Origin of the sequence: Blastococcus carthaginiensis, from assembly GCF_030731085.1 — a bacterium.
In the GTDB taxonomy this organism is placed as follows: domain Bacteria; phylum Actinomycetota; class Actinomycetes; order Mycobacteriales; family Geodermatophilaceae; genus Blastococcus; species Blastococcus carthaginiensis.
This window is the reverse complement of sequence record NZ_JASNFN010000005.1, coordinates 66,093-88,603: the sequence shown is the minus strand read 5'-3', so window position 1 is coordinate 88,603 and position 22,511 is coordinate 66,093. Positions and strand designations below refer to the sequence as shown.

Below are 22,511 nucleotides of genomic sequence, written 5' to 3'. Positions count from 1 at the left end.
TGGAGTCCCGCGGTCGGCGTGTCGTGACGTGGATCACAGGTGAAACCGCAGGTCGGCGGGGAGATGGGCGCATGTCCCGGTGCCCACGGGTGGGCTCTGCCGGATTCCGGATCACGACCTACCTCTATGCAAGCGGGTCGTCACTCCGGTGGAGTGCCGGTGCCGGCAACGGTGCCGGCTCGCGGCGACTGCGCCGCCGATCACCGATCGAAGGGATCGAGCGTGAACGAACGACGGACCGCGTCCGCACGACGGACGGCGGCTCGCACCATCGCACTGGGCACCAGCGGCGTCATGATCGCCCTGGCGCTCCCGATCACCACGGCCACCGCCGCGCCCCGGGACTCGTGCGACCGCAGGCACAACAACACCTACGCGAAGCTGCTGGAGTGCGTGGATCTCGAGGACGTCCTCGAGCACCAGCGCGCGTTCCAGAAGATCGCCGAGAACAGCGACGACCCGGTCTATCCGGGCAGCCGCGCGGCGGGCACCGACGGGTACTCCGACAGCGTCGAGTACGTCGCGGGTCTGCTGGAGGACGCCCGCATGGACGTCACCCTCGACCCGGTGCAGATCACCTTCAACTTCCCGGCCGTGCTGCGGCAGCTGACCCCGGTCGCGGAGGAGTACGAGACCGGCGTCTTCACGGGCAGCGGCTCGGGCACCGTCGAGGGCACCGTGGTCCCCGTCGACATCAACCTGACCGGCGACCGGGCCTCCACCAGCGGCTGCGAGGCCGCCGACTTCGACGCGGCGCTCTTCACCGGCGAGGCCGACATCGCGCTCGTCCAGCGCGGCACCTGCAACTTCGGCGACAAGGCGTTCTTCGCCGACCAAGCCGGTGCTGAGGCGATCATCATCTTCAACCAGGGCAACGCGCCCGACCGCGAGGCTCTGATCGTGGCCGACGCGTCGAGCCGGACCGACGGCTCGCCGGCGGTCTACGACATCCCCGTCGTCGGGGCCAGCTTCGCGCAGGGTGAGGCCCTCGCCCAGCCCGGTGCCACCGCGTTCGTCGAGGTGCTGCCGGCGGAGACCCGCACCGACTACAACGTGATCGCCGAGGTGCGGGGCCGGGACCGGGACAACGTCGTCATGGCCGGCGCCCACCTCGACAGCGTCACGGTCGGCCCGGGCATCAACGACAACGGCTCGGGCTCCGCGGCGCTGCTGGAGACGGCGCTGTCGATGGCCAGCCTCAAGCCGCACAACACGCTGCGGTTCGCGTGGTGGGCCGCCGAGGAGCAGGGTCTGGTCGGGTCGACGAGCTACGTGGAGAAGCAGCCGCAGGAGGAGCTCGACCGGATCGCCCTGTACATGAACTACGACATGGTGGCCTCGCCGAACTACGTGCCGATGGTGTACGACTCGGACGAGTCGACCTGGGACGCGTCCGCCACGATCCCGGCGGGCTCGACGGCGATCGAGGACCTCTACGAGTCCTTCTACACCAAGGTCGGCGTGCCCTACGACGACGCGGAGTACTCGGGCCGCAGCGACTACCAGGCGTTCATCAACGCCGGCATCCCCTCCGGTGGCCTCTTCACCGGCGCGGAGGTGCTCAAGAACGAGCGGCAGGCGGAGATCTGGGGCGGCGTCGCTGGTGAGCAGTTCGACCCGTGCTACCACCTGGCCTGCGACGCGTTCGAGAACCAGGCCCTGGATGCGCTCGACGTGAACAGCGACCTGATCGCCTTCGCGATGCTGACGTTCGCCTTCTCCACCGAGTCGGTGAACGGCGTGAAGGGCCGGCCGGTCCCCGGGCCGAAGTTCGAGCTGCCCGCCCCCGCCGGCGCGGAGGGCACGTTCGTCGTGCCCGCCGGCGGTGGTGGTCTCGAGCACGACCACGTGCACGGTCACGACGTCGTGAGCTGATCCACCTCCGGGAACGCGAGCCGTCGCCGGCGTCCTCCCAGGGACGTCGGCGGCGGCTCGTGCCGTGCGGGGGTGCCGGCCGGCGCCCGGGGGCCTACCGTGCGCAGGATGGCGCTCATCTACCCCGTCCGGATCGACTCCCCGGAGCCCGACGAGGACGCGGCCCCCGACTTCGCCGAGCTCGCCGCCGACCTGTCGGACCAGTGGCTGGTCGAGGTCGACCTGGGGGAGGACGGTGACGACGCCTGCTTCGGTCCGCTCACCCCGCGGGCGGCGTGGGACCTCGCGCTGGGCGTGGAGGGGCAGCGGCCGGAGTGGACCGTCTCGGTGCTCCCGCTGCACGTGCCCGGCACCGCCGACGAGCTGGTCGCCCTCTTCGACGACGACGACGAGTAGCCGGGCCGGCGGTCACCAGCCGCGCTCGCGCCACTCGCGGAGGTGCGGGCGCTCGGCGCCGAGGGTGGTGTCCGCGCCGTGCCCCGGGTAGACCCACGTGCCGTCCGGCAGGACGGCGAACAGCCGCTGCTCGACGTCGTCGACCAGGCTGGCGAAGTCCTCCGCGGACCAGGTCTTCCCCACGCCGCCGGGGAAGAGGCTGTCGCCGGTGAAGAGGTGCACGCCGGCGTCGCCGGGCCCGCGCCAGACCAGTGCGATGCTGCCCGGCGTGTGCCCGCGCAGGTGCACCACCTCGAGCACCTGCGCGCCGACGGCCACGGTGTCGCCGTGCTCGACCGGTCGGGTCACCGGTACGGGCAGGGCCGGGGCGTCCGCCGGGTGGGCGACGGTCGCCGCACCGGTCGCGGTGACGACGTCGGGCAGCGCCCGGTGGTGGTCCCAGTGGCCGTGGGTGGTGACGACGGTGCGCAGGTCGGCGTCCCCGACGAGCGCCAGGAGGACCGCCGGCTCGTCGGCGGCGTCGACGAGCAGGCCCTCGCCGGTGGCGGTGCAGCGCAGCAGGTAGGCGTTGTTGGCCATCTCGCTGACCGCGACCTTGCTGACGGTCAGCCCGGGCAGCTCGCGCACGTCGGCGGGGCCGCCGACGGCGACGTCTCCGGTGTAGGTAGGGGTGCTCATCCGGACTCCGTTCGAAAAGTGTCGGCGGGCGCCGTTACGGTCCAGCCATGGACGCTAGCGGAGGTGTCGGCACAGCTCAGGGCGATGCCTCGGGGGACAGGGCCGGTGGGCAGCGGGCCGGGCAGCGGATCGTCGGGCTGACGGCCACGGAGATCGCGGCGCGGGTGCGCGCCGGCGAGCTCACCGCGGTGGAGGTGGTCCGCGCGCACCTCGACCACGTCGAGGCGGTCGACGCACGGATCGGCGCCTTCCGCGTGGTGCGGCGCGAGGCGGCGCTGGCCGAGGCCGCCGCGGTCGATGCGAGCCTCACCCGCTTCGCCCTCCCGCTGGCCGGGGTCCCCGTCGCGGTGAAGGACAACGTCGCGGTGGCGGGGGAGGTGTGCACCGACGGCTCGCCGGCCCGCGAGGCCGGCCCGGAGCGCCGGGACCACGAGGTCGTCACCCGGCTGCGCAAGGCGGGCGCGGTGGTCATCGGCATCACCCGGGTGCCCGAGCTCTGCCTGTACGCCGCCACCGACGGCCCGGGCACGGTCACGCGCAACCCCTGGGACACCGCGCTCTCGCCGGCGGGCAGCTCCGGTGGCAGCGCGGCGGCGGTGGCCTCCGGCTCGGTCCCGATCGCCCACGGCAACGACGGCATGGGCTCCCTCCGGCTGCCGGCCGCCGCCTGCGGGCTGGTCACGCTCAAGCCCGGGATCGGCGTCCTGCCCGGCGGCATCGGCGCCGACGACTGGTCGGGCATGGCGGTGAACGGGGCGCTGGCCACCACGGCGGCCGACCTGGCCGTGGCGCACGCGGTGCTGGCGGGGCAGCAGCCCACGGCACCGGCGGCGCCGGGGCGTCCGCTGCGGATCGCCGTCAGCACCCGCTCGCCGCTGCCCGGCGTCGGCGCCGACGAGGCCACGCGGGCGGCGGTCGACGCCGTGGTGAACCAGCTGCGCGCGGCCGGGCACACCGTGGTGCGCCGCAACCCGCCGGTCACCCCGGCCGCCGCCGGCGCCCTGGCGCGGTGGATGGCCGGCGCCGAGGACGACGCGGAGTTCCTCGGCATCGACCGCGTGCGGCTGCAGCCCCGCAGCCGCACCCACGCCCGCATCGGCCGGCTGGTGCGCCGGCTGGGGCTCATCCGGCCGCGCACGCAGGAGCGGTTCCGGCAGCGGATGGAGCGCTTCTTCGACGACGTCGACCTGCTGCTCACGCCCGTCACCACCGGTCCGCCGCTGCCCGCCCGGCCGTGGCACGAGCGCGGATTCCTGGCCAACATCACGGCCAACGCCCGCTGGGCGCCGTGGACGGCGGCCTGGAACCTCGCGGGCATCCCGGCGGCGGTCCTGCCGGCCGGCGCCCGGCCCGACGGCCCCCCGGTGCCGGTCCAGTTCGTCGGCCCGCCGGGTGCCGAGGAACGGCTACTCTGGATCGTCGGCGAGCTGGAGTCCCGCCGGCCCTGGCGCCGGTACGCGCCCGTCTTCGACCCCACCGCGACGCCGGCCTGAGGGCCCGGCCCGGCAGCGGCCGGCCCGGTGACCGGGCGCAGCTCACACCGTGCGGTGGACGACCGCGGGCAGCGCCGGCGTTGCACCGGCTGAACCGCGACCGGACCACGACGGCCGCCGTCCAGCGCACCACCGCTCCACACACCAGCGACCGACAGGGATCACATGGACCGGCTCGTCGTCCGCGGCGCCCGCGAGCACAACCTCAAGGACGTCCACATCGACCTCCCCCGTGACGCGCTCATCGTCTTCACGGGCCTGTCGGGGTCGGGCAAGTCCAGCCTCGCCTTCGACACGATCTTCGCCGAGGGGCAGCGGCGGTACGTCGAGTCGCTGTCGGCCTACGCCCGCCAGTTCCTCGGCCAGATGGACAAGCCCGACGTCGACTTCATCGAGGGGCTCTCCCCGGCGGTGTCGATCGACCAGAAGTCGACCAACCGCAACCCGCGGTCGACCGTCGGCACCATCACCGAGGTCTACGACTACCTCCGCCTGCTGTACGCGCGGGCCGGGCAGCCGCACTGCCCGAACTGCGGCAAGCCGATCTCGCGGCAGACGCCGCAGCAGATCGTCGACCAGGTGCTGGCGATGGAGGACGGCACCCGGTTCCAGGTGCTGGCCCCGGTCGTCCGGGCCCGCAAGGGTGAGTACGTCGATCTGTTCAGCTCGCTGCAGACCCAGGGCTTCTCCCGCGTCCGCGTCGACGGCACGGTGCACCCGCTGACCGAGCCGCCGACGCTCAAGAAGCAGGAGAAGCACAGCATCGAGGTGATCGTCGACCGCCTCACGGTCAAGGAGAGCGCCAAGCGCCGGCTCACCGACTCGGTGGAGACTGCGCTCGGCCTGGCCGGGGGCCTGGTCGTCCTCGACTTCGTCGACCTGCCCGACGACGACCCCGCGCGCGAACGCACCTTCTCCGAGCACCTGGCCTGCGTGGACGACGGGCTGTCGTTCGAGGCGCTGGAGCCGCGGTCGTTCTCCTTCAACTCGCCCTTCGGCGCATGCGGCGAGTGCACCGGCATCGGCACCCGCAAGGAGGTCGACCCGGAGCTCGTCGTGCCCGATCCCGGCAAGAGCCTCGACCAGGGGGCCATCGCCCCGTGGTCGAGCTCGATGAGCAACGAGTACTTCACCCGGCTGCTCACCGGCCTGTCCCAGCAGATCGGCTTCTCCATGGACGACCCGTGGGAGCGGCTGCCGGCCAAGGTGCAGAAGGCGATCCTGCACGGCTCGCCCGACCAGGTGCACGTCCGCTACAAGAACCGGTACGGCCGCGAGCGCAGCTACTACGCCGCCTTCGAGGGCGTGCTGCCGTTCCTGGAGCGCCGGCACGACGACACCGACAGCGAGTACATGCGGGACAAGTACGAGGGCTACATGCGCGACGTGCCCTGCCCCGTGTGCCACGGCACCCGCCTGAAGCCCGAGATCCTCGCGGTCAAGCTCAACGGCCGGTCCATCGCCGAGGTCACCAACCTCTCCATCGGCGAGGCGTCGCAGTGGCTCGGCGCGCTGGAGCTGGGGGAGCGGGAGAAGGCGATCGCCGACCGCGTGCTGCGCGAGATCCAGGCTCGGCTCTCCTTCCTCGTCGACGTCGGCCTGGACTACCTCTCCCTCGACCGCCCGGCGGCCACGCTGGCCGGCGGTGAGGCGCAGCGCATCCGCCTGGCCACCCAGATCGGCTCCGGGCTCGTCGGCGTCCTCTACGTGCTCGACGAGCCCTCGATCGGGCTGCACCAGCGGGACAACACCAAGCTGATCGAGACCCTCGTGCGGCTGCGCGACATGGGCAACACGCTCATCGTCGTCGAGCACGACGAGGACACCATCAAGATGGCCGACTGGGTGGTGGACATCGGCCCCGGTGCCGGTGAGCACGGCGGCGAGGTCGTCGTCAGCGGCACGGTCGAGGACCTGCTCGCCAGCGAGCGGTCGCTGACCGGCCAGTACCTGTCCGGCCGCAAGCAGATCGTCGTCCCCGAGCAGCGGCGCGAGCTCACGCCCGGGCGCGAGCTGGTGGTGAAGGGCGCCCGCGAGAACAACCTGCGGGGCGTCGACGTCACCTTCCCGCTCGGCTGCATGGTGGCGGTCACCGGGGTGTCGGGCTCGGGCAAGTCCAGCCTGGTCAACGACATCCTCTACAGCGTCCTGGCCAACGAGCTCAACCGCGCGCGGCTGGTGCCCGGCCGGCACCGCACCGTCACCGGCCTGGAGCACCTGGACAAGGTCGTGCACGTCGACCAGTCGCCGATCGGCCGCACCCCGCGGTCGAACCCGGCCACCTACACCGGCGTGTGGGACCACGTCCGCAAGCTGTTCGCCCAGACCTCGGAGGCGAAGGTCCGCGGGTACCTCCCGGGCCGGTTCTCCTTCAACGTCAAGGGCGGCCGCTGCGAGGCGTGCTCGGGCGACGGGACGCTGAAGATCGAGATGAACTTCCTGCCCGACGTGTACGTGCCCTGCGAGGTGTGCAAGGGCGCCCGGTTCAACCGGGAGACCCTCGAGGTGCACTACAAGGGCAAGACGGTCGCCGAGGTCCTCGACATGCCGATCGAGGAGGCGGCGGACTTCTTCGCCGCCATCCCGGCCATCGCGCGCTACCTGCGCACCCTGACCGAGGTCGGTCTGGGCTACGTGCGGCTGGGGCAGCCGGCCACCACCCTGTCCGGCGGTGAGGCGCAGCGCGTCAAGCTCGCCAGCGAGCTGCAGAAGCGGTCCAACGGGCGGAGCATCTACGTCCTCGACGAGCCGACCACCGGCCTGCACTTCGAGGACATCCGCAAGCTGCTGCTCGTCCTGCAGGGCCTGGTCGACAAGGGCAACTCGGTCATCGTCATCGAGCACAACCTCGACGTCATCAAGAGCGCCGACTGGATCGTCGACATGGGGCCCGAGGGCGGGTGCCGGGGCGGCACGGTCGTCGCGGAGGGGACGCCGGAGTTCGTGGCCTCGGTGCCGGAGAGCCACACCGGCCGCTACCTGGTGCCGTTGCTCGACGACGACGCCATCGCCGCGGCGGCGGCCGGTCCGGTGAAGAAGCGGGTCCGCAAGAAGGCGAGCTGACCGACCGGTGCCCGACGACGGCCCGCGCTCCTCCGGGGGTGCGGGCCGTCGTCGTCATGCGGCGGCGGTGCCCGGCACCGGCCGCACGTGCGAGACCACGAACCCGTCGGCCGGCAGCGTCGGCAGCCGGTTCAGGCTGATGCTGAAGTCCTGCACACCCACCTCGTAGCGGACGGACCGGGTCAGCAGCCGCACGACGTCCTCGAGCAGCCACTCGGTCATGGGCTCGCCCGGGCAGCGGTGGTTCTCGGCGTAGCCGCCGGCGCCCTGGGCGATCAACGTCCACGGGTCCCCCTGCCAGCCGCGGAAGCGCTCGGGGTCGAACACCTCCGGATCGGTCCACGACCGGGCGTCGTGGTCGGTCCCGTACAGGTCGAGGTACACCCGGTCCCCGGTCCCGAAGCGGTGCTCCTGCCAGGTGAACGGCTCCCGCACCCGGCCGGCGACGAGCGGGAAGAAGGGGAAGAACCGGCGCACCTCCAGGACGAAGGCGTGCAGGTCCTCGTCCTCGCCGGCGGCGAAGGCGTCCCGCCAGCGGGGGTGCCGGAGCAGCGCCAGGGCGGCGAAGACGCCGAACCGGCTGACGGCGGCGACCGGACGGATGAGGTTGAGCAGTTCCACCCCCGCCACGGGCAGGTCCAGCAGCTCCCCGTCGTCCCCGCGGTGGCCGGCGATGGCTGCGACGGCACTGCCCTCCGGCGGCGTGAGCTCTCCGGAGCGCACCCGGGCGATCACAGCGCGCGCCCAGCGCTCCGAGCGGTGCCGCAGGAACTGGGCCCGCCAGTTGGCCGGGCCGATGCTGCCCGCACGGTTCCGCATCTCGGCGACCTCTCGGGCCCGCAGCGCCAGGTCGCGCTCGTCGAGCGGCACCCCGGCCCAGGTGGCGGCCACCTGGGTCAGCAGCTCGTTGAGGGCGTCGAACAGCACCACCCGGTCGGCGCGCTGCCAGCGCCGCACCGCCGCCGGCCACTCCTGCGCCAGGACCTCGGTGATGCGCGGAGCGCCGGCTCCCTGCAGCAGACGCAGGAACAGCTCCTTGCGCGCGCGGTGGGCGCTCCCGTCCAGGCTCTGCACGCTGCCCTCGTCCTGCAGCAGGTGCAGCAGCGTGGGCGGGAAGGCACCCCGCCGGGTGAACCGCCGGTCCCCGTAGAACATCCGGGCGGCCTCGGCGCCGCGGACGCAGACCGCCGGTCGCAGCATCAGCCGGGTGCGGAACGCATCCGTGCCCAGCCGGTCGCAGCGCCGGGAGATGAAGGCGTACCCCTCGCGCAGCAGGGCCAGGGAGCTGTCGGGTGCCGTGAGGGCGGGGATCATCGCGCGACTTTCTCTCGGAGGAGGGACCGGCTCGGGTGGACCCTGTCGGGCTGCCCGGTGCCCGTGGTGCCGAACCACCGGGACACCCCGTCGCGCCGGTCGGGGCGCCGACGGCGGAGCCGGGCGCGCCGGTGCGGCTCGTCGTGGCGACCGACCACGCCCCGGCGGCACGCCGGAATCCGTGCCGCCGGTGGGGTTGAGCCTGCGCCCCCATCGCCGTACCCTCGGTGTGACCGACGTCACCTCGGTCGATCCGCCGGGGTGACGTAGTCCCTCGGAGGAGGACAGCGATGAGTGCGCTGACGCCCGACTGCGACCCCGATCTGTCCAACTGCGGCTCGCCCGTGTCCGGCGGCGGGGTGCGCTCCACCGTCGTCCTGCTCGCCGTGCTCGCGGCGTCCGCGACCGCCGTCAGCGGTGGTGCGTCCGGCGTCATGGCGTTCACGGCCGGCAGTGCCGCCGTCGTCTCGGCGCTGGTGCTCGGCCGCCGGGCGGTGCGCCTCGCGCAGCGTGCGACCGCCGGGATCGTCGCGCACACGTCCTGGCGGTCCCGCCCGGTCGTCTGAGCCGACCCGCGCGAGCCCGGTCCGGTGCAGTCCACCAGGCCGGGCTCGGCGCTGCCCGGGGCGGCTGGGGCGGGTGTGGCGGACGGGTGCGCTCGCTGACGGCGTGTCGGTGCCGCGACCTAGTGTGGAGGCATGGCCGACCCGTCCACGTACCGCCCGGCGGTCGGCTCCATCCCGGAGTCCCCGGGCGTCTACAAGTTCCGCGACCCGAACGGCCGGGTCGTCTACGTCGGCAAGGCCAAGAGCCTGAGGCAGCGGCTGAACAGCTACTTCGCCGATGTCGCCGGCCTGCACCCGCGCACCCGCCAGATGGTGACGACGGCGTCGAGCGTCGAGTGGACCGTCGTCGGCACCGAGGTCGAGGCCCTCCAGCTCGAGTACAACTGGATCAAGGAGTTCGACCCGCGGTTCAACGTCCGCTACCGCGACGACAAGAGCTACCCGAGCCTCGCGGTCACGCTGAACGAGGAGTACCCGCGGCTGCAGGTGATGCGCGGGCCCAAGAAGAAGGGCGTGCGCTACTTCGGCCCCTACGCCCATGCGTGGGCCATCCGGGAGACGCTCGACACGCTGACCCGCGTCTTCCCCGCCCGCACCTGCTCCACCGGCGTCTTCAAGCGAGCCGGCCAGATCGGCCGCCCCTGCCTGCTGGGCTACATCGGCAAGTGCGCCGCCCCCTGCGTGGGCCGGGTGAGCGCCGAGGAGCACCGGCGGATCGTCGACGACTTCTGCGACTTCATGGCCGGGCGCACCGAGTCGATGATCAAGCGGCTCGAGCGCGAGATGGGCGAGGCCGCGGCGGCGATGGAGTATGAGCGGGCCGCCCGGCTGCGCGACGACATCGGGGCGCTGAAGCGGGCGATGGAGAAGCAGGCCGTCGTCCTCGGCGACGGCACCGACGCCGACGTCGTCGCCTTCGCGCAGGACGAGCTGGAGGCGGCCGTCCAGGTCTTCCACGTCCGCGGCGGCCGCGTGCGGGGCCAGCGCGGCTGGATCATCGACAAGGTCGAGGAGGTCACCACCGGGGAGCTGGTGGAGCAGTTCCTCCTGCAGGTCTACGGCGGGGTCGATGAGCAGACCGGCGTCGGGGAGGCCGGCGAGGCGGTGCCGCGCGAGGTGCTGGTGCCCGAGTTGCCCGACGACGCCGACGTCTACGTCGAGCTGCTGGAGGAGCTGCGCGGCGGCCGGGTCTCGCTGCGCGTCCCGCAGCGGGGCGACAAGCGCAGCCTCATGGAGACCGTGGAGCGCAACGCCAAGGAGGCGTTCGCCCGGCACCGGGTCAAGCGGTCCAGCGACCTCACCGCCCGGTCCCTGGCGCTGTCGGAGCTGCAGGAGGCCCTCGAGCTCCCCGACGCGCCCCTGCGCATCGAGTGCATCGACATCAGCCACGTGCAGGGCACCAACGTGGTGGCGTCCATGGTGGTGTTCGAGGACGGCCTGGCGAAGAAGTCCGACTACCGGCGCTTCTCCGTCACCGAGGGCACCGACGACACCGCGGCGATGGCCGAGGTCGTCCGCCGCCGGTTCGCCCGCCACCTCAAGGAGGAGGCCGACCGCCGCGACGAGCAGGGTGTGGCCGCGGAGGAGGGGCGGCCGCGCCGGTTCGCCTACCCGCCGAACCTGCTCGTCGTCGACGGCGGGGCCCCGCAGGTGGCCGCGGCCGCGCGCTCGCTCGAGGAGCTCGGCGTCGTCGACGTCGCGGTCTGCGGGCTGGCCAAGCGGATGGAGGAGGTCTGGCTGCCGGGGGAGGGCGACCCGGTGATCCTGCCGCGCACCTCCGAGGCGCTGTACCTGCTGCAGCGGGTGCGTGACGAGGCCCACCGCTTCGCCATCACCTACCACCGGCAGAAGCGGTCCACCAGCATGCTGGTGTCCCTGCTCGACGACGTCCCCGGTCTCGGGGAGACGCGACGGAAGGCGTTGATGAAGGAGTTCGGGTCGCTCAAGCGCCTGCGGGCCGCGACAGTGGAGGAGCTCATGGCGGTACCCGGCATCGGCCGGCGGACGGCGGAGGCGGTGCAGATGGCGGTCGCCGAACCGGCCCCCGCGCCCGACGAGGCGCAGCCGGCGGCGGAGACCACCCTCGCCCCGCAGGGCCCGGCCGAGCAGGGCGCCCCCCGGCCCGGCTCCGGCGGGACCGCCGAGGTCGGCCGGGTGGCCTCGTGACCGCCGGGACCGAGGCCGGGACGCCGGGCGTCGCGCGGGCCGGCGCGGCCCCGGTGGGGCCGCAGGACGACGTCTCGCCGGCGCTGGACCCCGCGAGCACCGAGACACCGCCGCTCGAGGTCGTCGTCGTCACCGGGCTCTCCGGCGCCGGGAAGAACAGCGCCGGCCGGGTGCTCGAGGACCTCGGCTGGTTCGTCGTGGACAACCTGCCGCCGGCGCTCCTGCTGCCCATGGTGGAGCTCGGCGCCCGCGGTGACCTGCGCCGGTTCGCCGCCGTCGTCGACGTCCGCAGCCGGGCGTTCTCCAGCGACCTGGAGGAGGCCATCCGGCTCCTGTCGGCAGCGGGGCACCGGCCGCGGGTGATGTACGTCCACGCCCGTGACGAGGTGCTGGTCCGCCGCTACGAGTCCAACCGCCGGGAGCACCCGCTCCAGGGCAACGGCACCCTCACCGACGGCATCACCGAGGAGCGCGCCCTGCTCACCGGCATCGCCGGCGAGGCGGACCTCTGGGTCGACACCAGCGACCTCAACGTGCACCAGCTGCGCGCCACGCTGGAGAACGCCTTCGCGCGCGACGGCCGCACCCCGCCGCTCACCGCGACCGTGATGAGCTTCGGTTTCAAGTACGGCCTGCCGCTGGACGCCGACCTCGTGGTCGACGCCCGCTTCCTGCCCAACCCGCACTGGGTGCCGGAGCTGCGGGAGCACACCGGGCGCGACGCAGACGTCCGCGACTACGTCCTCGGGCAGGAGGACGCCGGCGACTTCCTGGACCGCTACACCGAGGTGCTGAGGCTGCTGCTGCCCGGCTACCGGCGCGAGGGCAAGCGCTACCTCACGCTCGCCGTCGGCTGCACCGGCGGCAAGCACCGCAGCGTGGCGATCGCCGAGGAGTTCGCGCGCCGGCTGCACGCCGAGGGCATCGCGGCCGTGGCCCGGCACCGCGACCTGGGGCGCGAGTAGTGGTGCGGACGACGATCGCGGGGCGGCCGCCCCGGGTGGTCGCCTTCGGCGGCGGCCACGGGCTCGCCGCGGCGCTGGCGGCCTGGCGGCGGATCACCCCGGAGCTGACCGCCGTGGTGACGGTGGCCGACGACGGCGGGTCGTCGGGGCGGATCCGGCGCGAGATGCCCGTGCTGCCCCCGGGTGACCTGCGGATGGCCCTGGCCGCGCTCGCCGGGGAGGCCGAGCGCGAGCAGACCCTCGCCGCGCTGTTCCAGCACCGCTTCGGCGGCAGCGGCGTGCTCGCGGGCCACCCGGTCGGCAACCTGCTGCTCACCGGGCTGACCGAGATGTACGGCGGCGACACCGTCCGGGCCCTCGACGAGCTGTGCTCGCTGGTCGGGGCCTCCGGCCGGGTGCTGCCCATGGCCGACGAACCGCTCGACCTGGTCGCCCGGGTGGAGACCGCCGACCGCGACGACCCCGCCCGGGTGCGCACCATCCGCGGCCAGGTGGCGATCGCCGCGACCCCGGGGCGGGTCCGGGAGATCCGGCTCGCGCCGGCCGATCCGGTGGTGCACCCGGCGGTGCTCGACGCCATCGCCGCGGCCGACCTGGTCTCGCTGGGCCCCGGATCCTGGTACACCTCGGTGCTGCCGCACCTGCTCGTGCCCCGGCTCCGCGCGGCGCTGGCGGCGACCGGTGCGCGGGTGGTGGTGGTGCTCAACCTGGAACCGCAGCCCGGCGAGACGGACGGCTTCTCCCCGGAGGAGCACCTGGCCGTGCTGCAGGCCCATCTGGACGGAGTGGCGTTGCACACCGTGATCGCGGACGTGGAGTCGGTGGTTGACCGCCGTGGTCTGCTTGACGCGGTCCGCGGGTGCGGTGCCGAGCTGCTGCTGGCGCCGGTCGCCGAGCCGGACGGAGCGCCGCGGCACGACCCGGGGCGCCTGGCCGCGGCCCTGGCCTCCGTGGTCGGGATGCGGTGAACGGGTAGCGGGATGCGAGCGGGTACCAGGTGGACGGCCGATCGGCCGGCACGAGGGGGAGAGGGGACGGCGTACATGACGCTGACCCGGACTGCGGGGGCGGGAACCTCCGGGGGAACGTGGGGGTGGACGGCATGGCGATGACCGCCATGGTGAAGGACGAGCTCTCCCGGGTGGAGTGCACGAAGACCTCCGAGCGCAAGGCCGAGGTGACCGCGCTGCTGCGGTTCTCCGGCGGCCTGCACATCGTGGGTGGCCGCGTGGTCATCGAGGCCGAGCTGGACACCGGCTCGGTCGCCCGACGGCTGCGCCGGGACATCAGCGAGGTCTACGGCTACACCAGCGGCGTGAGCGTGCTCGCGGGCGGGAACATCCGCCGGGGCGTGCGCTACCTCGTCCGCATCGCCAAGCACGGGGAAGGGCTGGCCCGCCAGACCGGCCTGGTCGACCAGCGCGGCCGCCCGGTGCGCGGCCTCCCGCCGGCCGTCGTCTCCGGCAGCATCAACGATGCCGAGGCGGCCTGGCGGGGTGCCTTCCTCGCCCACGGCTCGCTGACCGAGCCCGGCCGGTCGTCCTCGCTGGAGGTCACCTGCCCCGGCCCGGAGGCCGCCATGGCGCTCGTCGGCGCGGCCCGCCGGCTGGGCATCGCCGCCAAGGCCCGCGAGGTGCGCGGCGCCGACCGGGTGGTCGTGCGGGACGGCGACGCGATCAGCGCGCTGCTCACGCGGATGGGTGCGCACGACGCGGTGCTGGCCTGGGAGGAGCGGCGGATGCGCCGCGAGGTGCGGGCCACCGCCAACCGCCTGGCGAACTTCGACGACGCCAACCTGCGCCGGTCCGCGCGGGCCGCCGTCGCCGCGAGCGCGCGGGTGGAGCGGGCGCTGGAGATCCTCGGCGAGGACGCCCCCGAGCACCTGCTGGTCGCCGGCCGGCTCCGCCTGGAGTTCGGGCAGGCCTCGCTGGAGGAGCTCGGCCAGCGGGCCGACCCCCCGATGACCAAGGACGCGGTCGCCGGCCGCATCCGGCGGCTGCTGGCCATGGCGGACAAGCGCGCCAAGGACCTCGGCATCCCGGACACGGAGTCCGTCGTCACCGACGACATGCTGGCGCAGTAACAAGGCTTCGCTGCCCCGAACCGCCTCGCACGCTCGCGGCGCGGCCCTGCAGCGGGGCTGTTCCAGCACGTCACCTGCGGGTCCCGGGACGAGGCAGTTCCAGCACGTCACCCGGCCGTCCCGGCGTCCTGGCTCACCGTGGGGGGTCCTGGCTCAGCGTCGGAGCTGAGCCAGGACCCGGAACGATCAGGTGACCTGATCAACAGGGAGCGGGAGCCGCCTCCCACCGCGACCGATAGGGTCTGCACGGAGCGAGGCCGCGCGGTCAGCGCGGCAACCGACGTGACGGTTCCCATGGGAGGTCTGCAGTGACGGTCCGGGTAGGCATCAACGGATTCGGCCGGATCGGCCGCAACTTCTGGCGGGCCGCCGCGGCCAGCGGTCAGGACATCGAGATCGTGGCGGTCAACGACCTCACCAGCAACGAGGCCCTGGCCCACCTGCTGAAGTACGACAGCATCCTGGGCGTCCTCAAGGAGGACGTCGCCGCCGACGGCGAGGGCATCAAGATCGGCGGGACGACCATGAAGGTCCTCTCCGAGCGCGACCCGGCCAACCTGCCCTGGGGCGACCTCGGCGTCGACGTCGTCGTCGAGTCGACCGGCTTCTTCACCAAGGCCGCCGACGCCCGCAAGCACGTCGACGCCGGTGGGGCCAAGAAGGTCATCATCTCCGCGCCGGCCACCGACGACGACATCACGATCGTCATGGGCGTGAACGACGACCTGTACGACGGCTCGCAGACGATCATCAGCAACGCCTCCTGCACCACGAACTGCCTCGCGCCGCTGGCCAAGGTGCTCAACGACGCCTTCGGCATCGAGCGCGGCCTGATGACCACCATCCACGCCTACACCGCCGACCAGAACCTGCAGGACGGCCCGCACAAGGACCTGCGCCGTGCCCGCGCCGCCGCCCTCAACATGGTGCCGACCTCCACCGGCGCCGCGAAGGCGATCGGCCTGGTCCTGCCGGAGCTCAAGGGCAAGCTGGACGGCTACGCCATCCGCGTGCCCGTCCCCACGGGCTCGGCCACCGACCTCACCGTCCAGGTCTCCCGCGAGGCCTCGGCCGACGAGATCGACGCCGCCTACCGCGAGGCCGCCGCCGGCCCGCTGGGCAAGTATCTCACCTACACGGACGCGCCGATCGTCTCCTCGGACATCGTCACCGACCCCTCGTCGTGCATCTACGACGCCACGCTGACCAAGGTCTTCGGGCCGATGGTCAAGGTGCTGGGCTGGTACGACAACGAGTGGGGCTACTCCAACCGCCTCGTCGACCTCACCACCCTGGTGGGCAAGTCCCTCTGATGCGCTCCGTCGACGACCTCATCGCCGAGGGTGTCTCGGGTCGGCGCGTGCTCCTGCGCGCCGACCTGAACGTCCCGCTGGACAAGAAGACCGGCGCGATCACCGACGACGGCCGGATCCGCGCCAGCCTGCCGACCCTGCAGGCGCTGCGGGAGGCCGGGGCCCGTGTGGTCGTGGCGGCGCACCTGGGCCGCCCCAAGGGCACGCCCGACCCGCAGTTCTCGCTCGCGCCGGTGGCTGCCCGCCTCGGCGAGCTGCTCGGCACGACCGTGCCGCTGGCCGCCGACGTGGCCGGGGAGGACGCCCGCGAGAAGGCGGCCGCCCTCGGTGACGGCGACGTGCTGCTGCTGGAGAACGTCCGCTTCGAGGCCGCCGAGACGAGCAAGGACGACGCCGAGCGGGGTGCGCTCGCCGACCGGCTCGCGGCGCTGGCCGACGTCTACGTGGACGACGCGTTCGGTGCGGTGCACCGTGCGCACGCCTCGGTCTTCGACGTCGCCGAGCGGATCCCGCACTCCGCCGGACGGCTGGTCGCCCGCGAGCTCGAGGTGCTCACCCGGCTGACCACGGAGCCGGAGCGGCCCTACGTGGTGGTGCTGGGCGGGTCCAAGGTCAGCGACAAGCTCGCGGTCATCGAGGCGCTGCTGCCCAAGGTCGACCGGCTGCTCGTCGGCGGCGGGATGTGCTTCACCTTCCTCGCCGCGCAGGGCCATGGAGTCGGGAAGTCGCTGCTGGAGGCCGACCAGGTGGAGACCTGCCGCCGGCTGCTGGCCGAGGCCGGCGACCGCATCGTCCTGCCGGTGGACGTCGTCTGCGCGCCGGAGTTCAGCGCGGACGCCCCGACCACCACCGTGCCGGTCGACGCCATCCCCGACGACCAGATGGGCCTGGACGTCGGCCCGCGGACCGTCGAGCTGTTCGGCACCACGCTGGGCGACGCCCGCACGGTGTTCTGGAACGGGCCCATGGGCGTCTTCGAGCTGGCGCCGTTCCAGGCGGGCACCCGCGGCGTGGCGCAGGCGGTCTCCGCCGTCGACGGGCTGTCGGTCGTGGGCGGCGGGGACTCGGCGGCCGCGGTGCGGGCGCTGGGCCTCGACGAGAGCACGTACGGGCACATCAGCACCGGTGGCGGCGCGTCGCTGGAGTACCTCGAGGGCCGGGACCTCCCGGGCCTCGCGGTGCTGGCCGACTGAGCGAGGAGCGGACATGGCACGCACCCGGCCCACCCCGGCCCGCGAGGGCCGCCGGCCGCTGATCGCCGGCAACTGGAAGATGCACATGACCCACCTGGAGGCCATCGGGCTGGTCCAGAAGGTCGTGTTCTCGCTCAAGGAGGAGGAGCTCGAGGCCGCCGAGGTCGTCGTCCTCCCGCCGTTCACCGCCCTGCGCAGCGTGCAGACGCTGGTGGCCGGCGACAAGCTCGACATCGGCTACGGCGCCCAGGACCTCTCCGCCCAGGACTCCGGCGCCTACACCGGTGAGGTCAGCGGGGCCATGCTGAGCGCGCTGGCCTGCGGGTACGTGACCGTGGGGCACTCCGAGCGGCGTGCGCTGCACGCCGAGGACGACGCGGTCGTCGCCGCGAAGGTGCAGGCGGCGGTGCGGCACGGCCTCGTGCCGATCCTGTGCGTGGGGGAGGGGCTCGACGTCCGCAGGGCCGGCGAGCACGTCGCCCACTGCACCCGGCAGCTGGACGCCGCGCTGGAGGGGTTCACCGCCGAGCAGGTGGCGGCACCGGGCGGCGCCTTCGTGATCGCCTACGAGCCGGTGTGGGCCATCGGCACCGGCGAGGTGGCCACGCCGGAGGATGCGCAGGAGGTCTGCGGGGCGCTGCGGGCGCGGCTCGCCGAGCGATTCGGCGGCGAGACGGGGTTGGGCGTCCGTATCCTCTACGGCGGGTCGGTGAAGGCCGCGAACACGGCCGGGATCCTGGCCGGCGCGGACATCGACGGTGCACTCGTCGGTGGGGCCAGCCTGGACGCCGACGAATTCGCGCAGATCTGCCGGATCGCCGCGGGCGGTAGCTGAACCCTGCTGCCCGCTCCCGGCCGGACACGGATGGGGGTGGGCAGCAGGTGGAGCCTTCGACGCGAGAGCGCATGACCGACCGGCTCCCGCCCTGGGCCCGGGGCTGGTCGCCGCGGCGCCTGCTGGGCTCGGCCGCCGCCATCGCGCTGGTCGTCGTCCTCGCCGTCAGCTGCCTCGGTGGCACGGGCGGGCGGGCCGACGTGCCGGTGCTCGCCGACGGTCCCGATGCCGGTGTCGAGGGCGTCCGGTCGCCGTCGGAGGAGCGTGGCGGCACGCTGCGGGTGGTCGCACCCGCGCTGGACAGCCTGGACCCGCAGCGCTCCTACCTGCCCGGCGTGTGGAACCTGATGCGGCTCTACGCCCGCACCCTGGTGACGTTCTCCAGCGCGCCCGGCGGGACGACCGAGCTGGTGCCCGACCTGGCCACCGACCTCGGCACCGTCTCCGAGGACGGGCTGAGCTGGACGTTCACCCTCAAGGAGGGGGTCCGCTTCGAGAACGGCCGGCCGATCACCAGCGGCGACGTGAAGTACGGCATCCAGCGGTCGTTCGCCTCCGACGTGATCGTCGGTGGCCCCACCTACCTGGTGGGCCTGCTCGACGACCCGGCCAACCCCTACCCGGGGCCGTACTCCACCGAGGAGGACGACCCCGTCCTGAGCTCGATCGAGACGCCCGACGACCGCACGGTCGTCTTCCGGCTGCGCGTCCCGCAGCCGGACCTGCCCTACGTGCTGGCCCTGCCGTCGGCCAGCCCCGTGCCGGCGGAGGCCGACACCCGCGGCGAGTACGGCGCCGACCCGGTGTCCTCGGGCCCCTACGCGATCTCCTCGGTGGATCCGGAGACCGGCATCCTGCTGGAGCGCAACCCCGAGTGGGACCCGGCCACCGACGAGGTGCGCACGGCGCTGCCCGACAGCGTCGTGGTGCGCACGGGGCTCTCCGGCCTGGCCCGCGACCAGGCGCTGCTGGCCGGCTCGGCCGACCTCGACATCTCGGGCACCGGGGTCATGCCGGCCACGACGGCCCGCCTGGCCGGCGACGGTGGCGAGGAGCTGATGGACCGGGTGGACGACATCACCACCGGCGCCGTGCGCCTGCTCGCGCTCCCCACCGACGTCGCGCCGATGGACGACGCCGGCTGCCGGGCCGCCGTCGCCGCCGCCGTCGACCGGCGCGGTGTCCAGGCTGCGCTCGGCGGCGCGGTCGACGCGGTGCGCAGCAGCTCGCTGTGGCCCCGGGCGCTGCCCGGCGGACCCGACGGCGGCGAGCAGGAACCGGACCTCGACGCCGCCCGCGCCGCCCTGGAGGACTGCGGGCGGCCCGACGGGTTCGCCACCGTCCTGGCGGTGCCCGACGTGAGCAGCAGCGTCGCGGTCGCCGAGGAGATCGCCGCCCAGCTCGCCGAGGTCCGGATCGACGTCGAGGTCCGCCCGCTGGACCCGGCGGCCTTCTACGCCACCGACGTCGGCAACCCCGACAACGTCGCCGCCAGCGGCTACGGGCTCGTCCTCGCCACCCGCACCGCCGATTTCCCGACGCCCGGGTCGTTCCTGGTGCCGCTGGTCGACACGCGCAGCATCGCCCGGGTGGGCAACCCGAACTACGCACGGCTGGCCGACCCGGAGATCGACGCGCTGGTCGACCGGGCGCGGGCCGGCGACGCCGAGTGGGCCGAGGTCGCCGCGGCGGCGCAGGCCCGGGCGGCCTACGTGCCCCTGGCTGAGACCCGGATCCAGCTGCTGGCGGGGCAGCGGCTGCGCAACGGGCTGGTCATGCGGCCCTACGACGGCTACGACGTCGCCACCGCCGGCGTCCGCTGACCGGGGCACCCCCGCCCGTCGGCTACGCTCGAACACAGAGCTGGCGGCCGTCGCCGGTCGCCGACAACCTTCCGGAGAGGTCAATGGAGCTGGTCCTCAACGTGCTGCTGGTCCTCAGCAGCCTGCTGCTCGTGGTGCTCATCCTGCTGCACCGCGGCAAGGGGGGCGGGTTGTCCTCGATGTTCGGCGGCTCGGTCTCCTCCTCGCTCTCCGGGTCGTCGGTGGTCGAGAAGAACCTCAACCGGCTGACCGTGCTGACGGCGCTGGTCTGGACCGTGTGCATCGTCGGCCTCGGCATCCTGATCAAGGTCACCCCCTGACCTCACGCGCGGGTGGGCCGGCTCACAACCGGCACGCAAACGTGACCGGGATGCGCCCCACCAGGCCCTAGACTCCTCCCGCGGCGGTCGGCGTCGCCGCGCCCGGACGGACTATCAGGGGGCACACGTGGCTGGTGGGAATGCGATCCGGGGCACCCGGGTCGGAGCGGGTCCGGTCGGAGAGGCGGAGCGCGGCGAGTCCGCGCCCCGCCGGCGGATCCCCTTCTGGTGCGCCAACGGGCACGAGACCCGCGTGGTGCTCGCGAGCGAGGCCGAGGTGCCCGAGCTGTGGGACTGCCCGCGCTGCGGGCTGCCCGCCGGGCAGGACCGGACCGCCCCGCCGCCGGAGCCGCGGATCGAGCCCTACAAGACCCACCTGGCCTACGTGCGCGAGCGGCGCAGCGACGCCGACGGCGACGCCCTGCTCGAGGAGGCCCTCGACCGGCTGCGCGTGCGGCGCGGCGGCTGAGTCAGCCCCCCGACCGCGGTAGCCGCGACGCGGCACCGGCGTCCAGCAGCCAGCGGGTGGCGCGCGTGCCGCGCACCCCGGCGGCCGGGAGGTCGACGGGGTCGGCGCCACCCAGGGCCGCGGCCACGGCCTCGGCCTTGCCCTCGCCGGAGACGACCATCCAGATCTCCTCGGCGCTGTTGATCGCCGGGTAGCTGAGGCTGACGCGGGTGGGCGGTGGCTTGGGGCAGTCGCGCACCGCGAGCACCGGTCGCTCGTCACGGACCGCGGGGGAGCCGGGGAAGATCGACGCAGTGTGGCCCTCGGGTCCCATGCCGAGCAGCAGCACGTCGAAGCGCGGCAGGTCGGCGCCGTCGGGCGCGTGCGCGCGCAGTTCGGCCAGGTAGGTTTCGGCCGCTTCCTCGGGTGAACCGGGGCCGGAGTCCGCGGCCGGCATCGCGTGCACCCGCTCCGCGGGGAGGCCGACGCGGTTCAGCAGGGCGGTGCGGGCCTGCCCGTCGTTGCGCTCGGCGTCCCCGGCCGGGACGAAGCGCTCGTCGCCCCACCAGACGTCGACCGCGGTCCAGTCGACGGTCTCCCGCACCGGCTCCACGGCCAGGCCGGCCACCCGTTCCAGTACGGCGATGCCGATGCCGCCGCCGGTCAGCACGACCGATGCGGTGCCGTGCACCGCCTGGGCGGCCGCGAGCCGGGCGACGAGCGCCTCGGCGACGGCGCGGGCCAGCCGGTCGGCGTCGGGTTCGATCACGACGTCGGGGGGCGGCCCTCCGGCGGCGAGCTCGGCGGCGACGCGGTCGCCGGGGGAGTGGGTCACGAGGTCCTCCCTGGTCGGACGTCGGCGGGTGCGGGCTCCTCGGCGTCCCGCTCCCCGCCGAGAGCGGCCTCGTCGGAGTCGTCGGAGTCGCCGGGCACGGTGGGTGCCAGCCGCTCGTCCTCCTCGTCGGACTCGGCGGGGTCGAACCAGATGTGCTGGCGCGAGCGCGCGCGTTCCGCCAGGCCGGCGAGGCCGGTGGCGGAGGAGAGCGCGTCGGCGTAGGGCTCGTCGGGATCGAGCCGGCGCAGCTCCTCGCTGAGCAGGTCGCCCAGCACGCGTTCCGAGAGGGCGACGGTCGAGTCCGGCCGGTAGGGCTGCGTGATGACCGCCCCGCCGCGGTGGTCGGCGGCGACCCGGACCTCCTCGTCCTGGTCCAGCCGCAGCGTCACCTCCTCCACGCCCGAGGGGCCGGCGGACCGCTGCCCGGCCTCGATGTCGACCGGGCACCCGGCGCGGGAGGACAGCCACCCGGCCAGCAGCTGCGCGGTCGGGTTCCGCGGAGCGCCGGTGAGCCGGCCGCCGAGCACCCGGACCGGTTCTCCGCGGCGCCCGGCCACGGCGTCGAGGGTGGAGGTCAGGGTGGCCCGCCAGGCCGTGCCGCGGGTCCACGCCAGGTCGGTGTCGCCGGGCACGTAGTCCTGCCCGCGGGTGCGCAGGGCCTCCAGCGGGTCGTCCGCGAGGGAGCTGTCGGTGACCCGGCGGTCGGCGACGACGGACAGCGCGTCGGTGGCCAGCCGGTCGGGCGCGGGCGCGTGCCACCAGGCGACGACCGGCGCGTCGGCGGCCAGCAGCGGGAGGACGACGGACTCGGCGTGCAGGGCCAGGCGGCCGTACATCCGCATGACCACCGCCTCGCCCGGGCCCAGCCGCCCCCCGATCTGCACCTCGGCGTCGAGGCGGGGGACCGGTGCGTCGATCTGGCGGCGGACGACGACGAGCAGCCGGCAGGGGTGCATCTCCGCCGCATGGGTGGCGGCCTCCTCGGCCTCGGCGACCCGGCTCTCGTCGGCCACGACCACCAGGGTCAGGGCCACGCCGGAGAGGACGGCGCCGCCCGTGCGGCGCTGGGCGGCCAGTTCTTTGACCACCGCGGATCCGGTGGTGTCCCAGAGGGTGGTCACGGGGTCTCCTCCGCTCGCGGCTGC

19 protein-coding genes are annotated in these 22,511 nt (G+C 74.0%); 15 read left to right on the top strand and 4 right to left on the bottom strand.

Annotation, left to right across the window (positions count from 1 at the left end):
* Window positions 1–222 precede the first annotated feature (222 nt).
* Both QOZ88_RS07460 and QOZ88_RS07455 read left to right on the top strand, forming a co-directional pair.
* Window positions 223–1,875, top strand: a complete 1,653-nt coding sequence (locus tag QOZ88_RS07460) for a M28 family peptidase (protein WP_305999161.1) — start codon at window positions 223–225, stop codon at window positions 1,873–1,875.
* A 108-nt stretch (window positions 1,876–1,983) separates the two neighbouring features.
* The gene (locus QOZ88_RS07455; RefSeq protein ID WP_305999160.1) at window positions 1,984–2,271 is read left to right on the top strand and encodes a hypothetical protein; all 288 of its coding nucleotides are present in this window, start codon (window positions 1,984–1,986) and stop codon (window positions 2,269–2,271) included.
* A gap of 12 nt (window positions 2,272–2,283) precedes the next feature.
* On the opposite strand, the gene QOZ88_RS07450 is transcribed toward QOZ88_RS07455, so the two are convergent.
* Entirely contained in the window at window positions 2,284–2,949 is a 666-nt protein-coding gene (locus tag QOZ88_RS07450) for an MBL fold metallo-hydrolase (protein WP_305999159.1), read from the bottom strand.
* Between the two features lie 47 nt (window positions 2,950–2,996).
* Here QOZ88_RS07450 and QOZ88_RS07445 point away from each other — a divergent pair, with 47 nt between their 5' ends.
* Complete coding sequence (locus QOZ88_RS07445; protein ID WP_305999158.1) at window positions 2,997–4,442, top strand: amidase; 1,446 nt, start codon at window positions 2,997–2,999, stop codon at window positions 4,440–4,442.
* 165 nt (window positions 4,443–4,607) lie between these two features.
* A complete protein-coding gene (gene uvrA / locus QOZ88_RS07440) occupies window positions 4,608–7,505 on the top strand; it encodes an excinuclease ABC subunit UvrA (protein WP_305999157.1) in 2,898 nt (965 codons plus the stop codon).
* Window positions 7,506–7,559: 54 nt separating this feature from the next.
* Here the strand turns inward: uvrA and QOZ88_RS07435 are convergent, their stop codons facing one another.
* Window positions 7,560–8,819, bottom strand: a complete 1,260-nt coding sequence (locus tag QOZ88_RS07435) for a cytochrome P450 (RefSeq protein ID WP_305999156.1) — start codon at window positions 8,817–8,819, stop codon at window positions 7,560–7,562.
* Window positions 8,820–9,109: 290 nt separating this feature from the next.
* On the opposite strand from QOZ88_RS07435, the gene QOZ88_RS07430 reads away from it, so the two are divergent.
* The 11 genes from QOZ88_RS07430 (at window position 9,110) to QOZ88_RS07380 (ending at window position 20,552) form a co-directional block, all read left to right on the top strand.
* On the top strand, window positions 9,110–9,385 hold the full coding sequence (locus tag QOZ88_RS07430; RefSeq protein ID WP_305999155.1) for a hypothetical protein: 276 nt from the start codon (window positions 9,110–9,112) through the stop codon (window positions 9,383–9,385).
* A 132-nt stretch (window positions 9,386–9,517) separates the two neighbouring features.
* Window positions 9,518–11,551, top strand: a complete 2,034-nt coding sequence (gene uvrC, locus QOZ88_RS07425) for an excinuclease ABC subunit UvrC (RefSeq protein ID WP_305999154.1) — start codon at window positions 9,518–9,520, stop codon at window positions 11,549–11,551.
* The gene (rapZ, locus tag QOZ88_RS07420; protein ID WP_305999153.1) at window positions 11,548–12,516 is read left to right on the top strand and encodes an RNase adapter RapZ; all 969 of its coding nucleotides are present in this window, start codon (window positions 11,548–11,550) and stop codon (window positions 12,514–12,516) included. The genes uvrC and rapZ overlap by 4 nt, the downstream gene beginning before the upstream one ends.
* A 2-nt stretch (window positions 12,517–12,518) precedes the next feature.
* On the top strand, window positions 12,519–13,484 hold the full coding sequence (locus QOZ88_RS07415; RefSeq protein ID WP_305999152.1) for a gluconeogenesis factor YvcK family protein: 966 nt from the start codon (window positions 12,519–12,521) through the stop codon (window positions 13,482–13,484).
* A gap of 134 nt (window positions 13,485–13,618) precedes the next feature.
* Window positions 13,619–14,599 (top strand): DNA-binding protein WhiA, encoded by a 981-nt coding sequence (whiA, locus tag QOZ88_RS07410; protein WP_091930636.1) that lies wholly within the window; start codon window positions 13,619–13,621, stop codon window positions 14,597–14,599.
* 308 nt (window positions 14,600–14,907) lie between these two features.
* Complete coding sequence (gene gap / locus QOZ88_RS07405; RefSeq protein WP_091930531.1) at window positions 14,908–15,912, top strand: type I glyceraldehyde-3-phosphate dehydrogenase; 1,005 nt, start codon at window positions 14,908–14,910, stop codon at window positions 15,910–15,912.
* The gene (locus QOZ88_RS07400; protein WP_305999151.1) at window positions 15,912–17,105 is read left to right on the top strand and encodes a phosphoglycerate kinase; all 1,194 of its coding nucleotides are present in this window, start codon (window positions 15,912–15,914) and stop codon (window positions 17,103–17,105) included. Before gap ends, QOZ88_RS07400 begins: the two co-directional genes overlap by 1 nt.
* A 13-nt stretch (window positions 17,106–17,118) precedes the next feature.
* Window positions 17,119–17,940, top strand: coding sequence for a triose-phosphate isomerase (gene tpiA, locus QOZ88_RS07395; RefSeq protein WP_305999150.1), 822 nt, complete (start codon window positions 17,119–17,121; stop codon window positions 17,938–17,940).
* Between the two features lie 71 nt (window positions 17,941–18,011).
* Window positions 18,012–19,763: an ABC transporter substrate-binding protein gene (locus QOZ88_RS07390; RefSeq protein ID WP_305999149.1), complete on the top strand. Its 1,752-nt coding sequence runs from the start codon at window positions 18,012–18,014 to the stop codon at window positions 19,761–19,763.
* An 83-nt stretch (window positions 19,764–19,846) separates the two neighbouring features.
* Window positions 19,847–20,083, top strand: a complete 237-nt coding sequence (gene secG, locus QOZ88_RS07385) for a preprotein translocase subunit SecG (protein ID WP_236826701.1) — start codon at window positions 19,847–19,849, stop codon at window positions 20,081–20,083.
* A gap of 127 nt (window positions 20,084–20,210) precedes the next feature.
* Window positions 20,211–20,552 (top strand): RNA polymerase-binding protein RbpA, encoded by a 342-nt coding sequence (locus QOZ88_RS07380; protein ID WP_305999148.1) that lies wholly within the window; start codon window positions 20,211–20,213, stop codon window positions 20,550–20,552.
* A 1-nt stretch (window position 20,553) separates the two neighbouring features.
* Here the strand turns inward: QOZ88_RS07380 and pgl are convergent, their stop codons facing one another.
* Window positions 20,554–21,366: a 6-phosphogluconolactonase gene (gene pgl / locus QOZ88_RS07375; RefSeq protein ID WP_305999147.1), complete on the bottom strand. Its 813-nt coding sequence runs from the start codon at window positions 21,364–21,366 to the stop codon at window positions 20,554–20,556.
* A complete protein-coding gene (locus QOZ88_RS07370) occupies window positions 21,363–22,487 on the bottom strand; it encodes a glucose-6-phosphate dehydrogenase assembly protein OpcA (protein ID WP_305999146.1) in 1,125 nt (374 codons plus the stop codon). Before QOZ88_RS07370 ends, pgl begins: the two co-directional genes overlap by 4 nt.
* Window positions 22,488–22,511: the final 24 nt, after the last annotated feature.

Bases quoted from the DNA above. Each gene is read 5' to 3' on its own strand.
- QOZ88_RS07390 (WP_305999149.1), top strand. From the start codon at position 18,012: ATGACCGACCGGCTCCCGCCCTGGGCCCGGGGCTGGTCGCCGCGGCGC.
- QOZ88_RS07435 (WP_305999156.1), bottom strand. From the start codon at position 8,819: ATGATCCCCGCCCTCACGGCACCCGACAGCTCCCTGGCCCTGCTGCGC.
- QOZ88_RS07430 (WP_305999155.1), top strand. From the start codon at position 9,110: ATGAGTGCGCTGACGCCCGACTGCGACCCCGATCTGTCCAACTGCGGC.
- secG (WP_236826701.1), top strand. From the start codon at position 19,847: ATGGAGCTGGTCCTCAACGTGCTGCTGGTCCTCAGCAGCCTGCTGCTC.
- QOZ88_RS07455 (WP_305999160.1), top strand. From the start codon at position 1,984: ATGGCGCTCATCTACCCCGTCCGGATCGACTCCCCGGAGCCCGACGAG.
- tpiA (WP_305999150.1), top strand. From the start codon at position 17,119: ATGGCACGCACCCGGCCCACCCCGGCCCGCGAGGGCCGCCGGCCGCTG.
- uvrC (WP_305999154.1), top strand. From the start codon at position 9,518: ATGGCCGACCCGTCCACGTACCGCCCGGCGGTCGGCTCCATCCCGGAG.
- QOZ88_RS07450 (WP_305999159.1), bottom strand. From the start codon at position 2,949: ATGAGCACCCCTACCTACACCGGAGACGTCGCCGTCGGCGGCCCCGCC.
- whiA (WP_091930636.1), top strand. From the start codon at position 13,619: ATGGCGATGACCGCCATGGTGAAGGACGAGCTCTCCCGGGTGGAGTGC.
- QOZ88_RS07400 (WP_305999151.1), top strand. From the start codon at position 15,912: ATGCGCTCCGTCGACGACCTCATCGCCGAGGGTGTCTCGGGTCGGCGC.
- uvrA (WP_305999157.1), top strand. From the start codon at position 4,608: ATGGACCGGCTCGTCGTCCGCGGCGCCCGCGAGCACAACCTCAAGGAC.
- QOZ88_RS07445 (WP_305999158.1), top strand. From the start codon at position 2,997: ATGGACGCTAGCGGAGGTGTCGGCACAGCTCAGGGCGATGCCTCGGGG.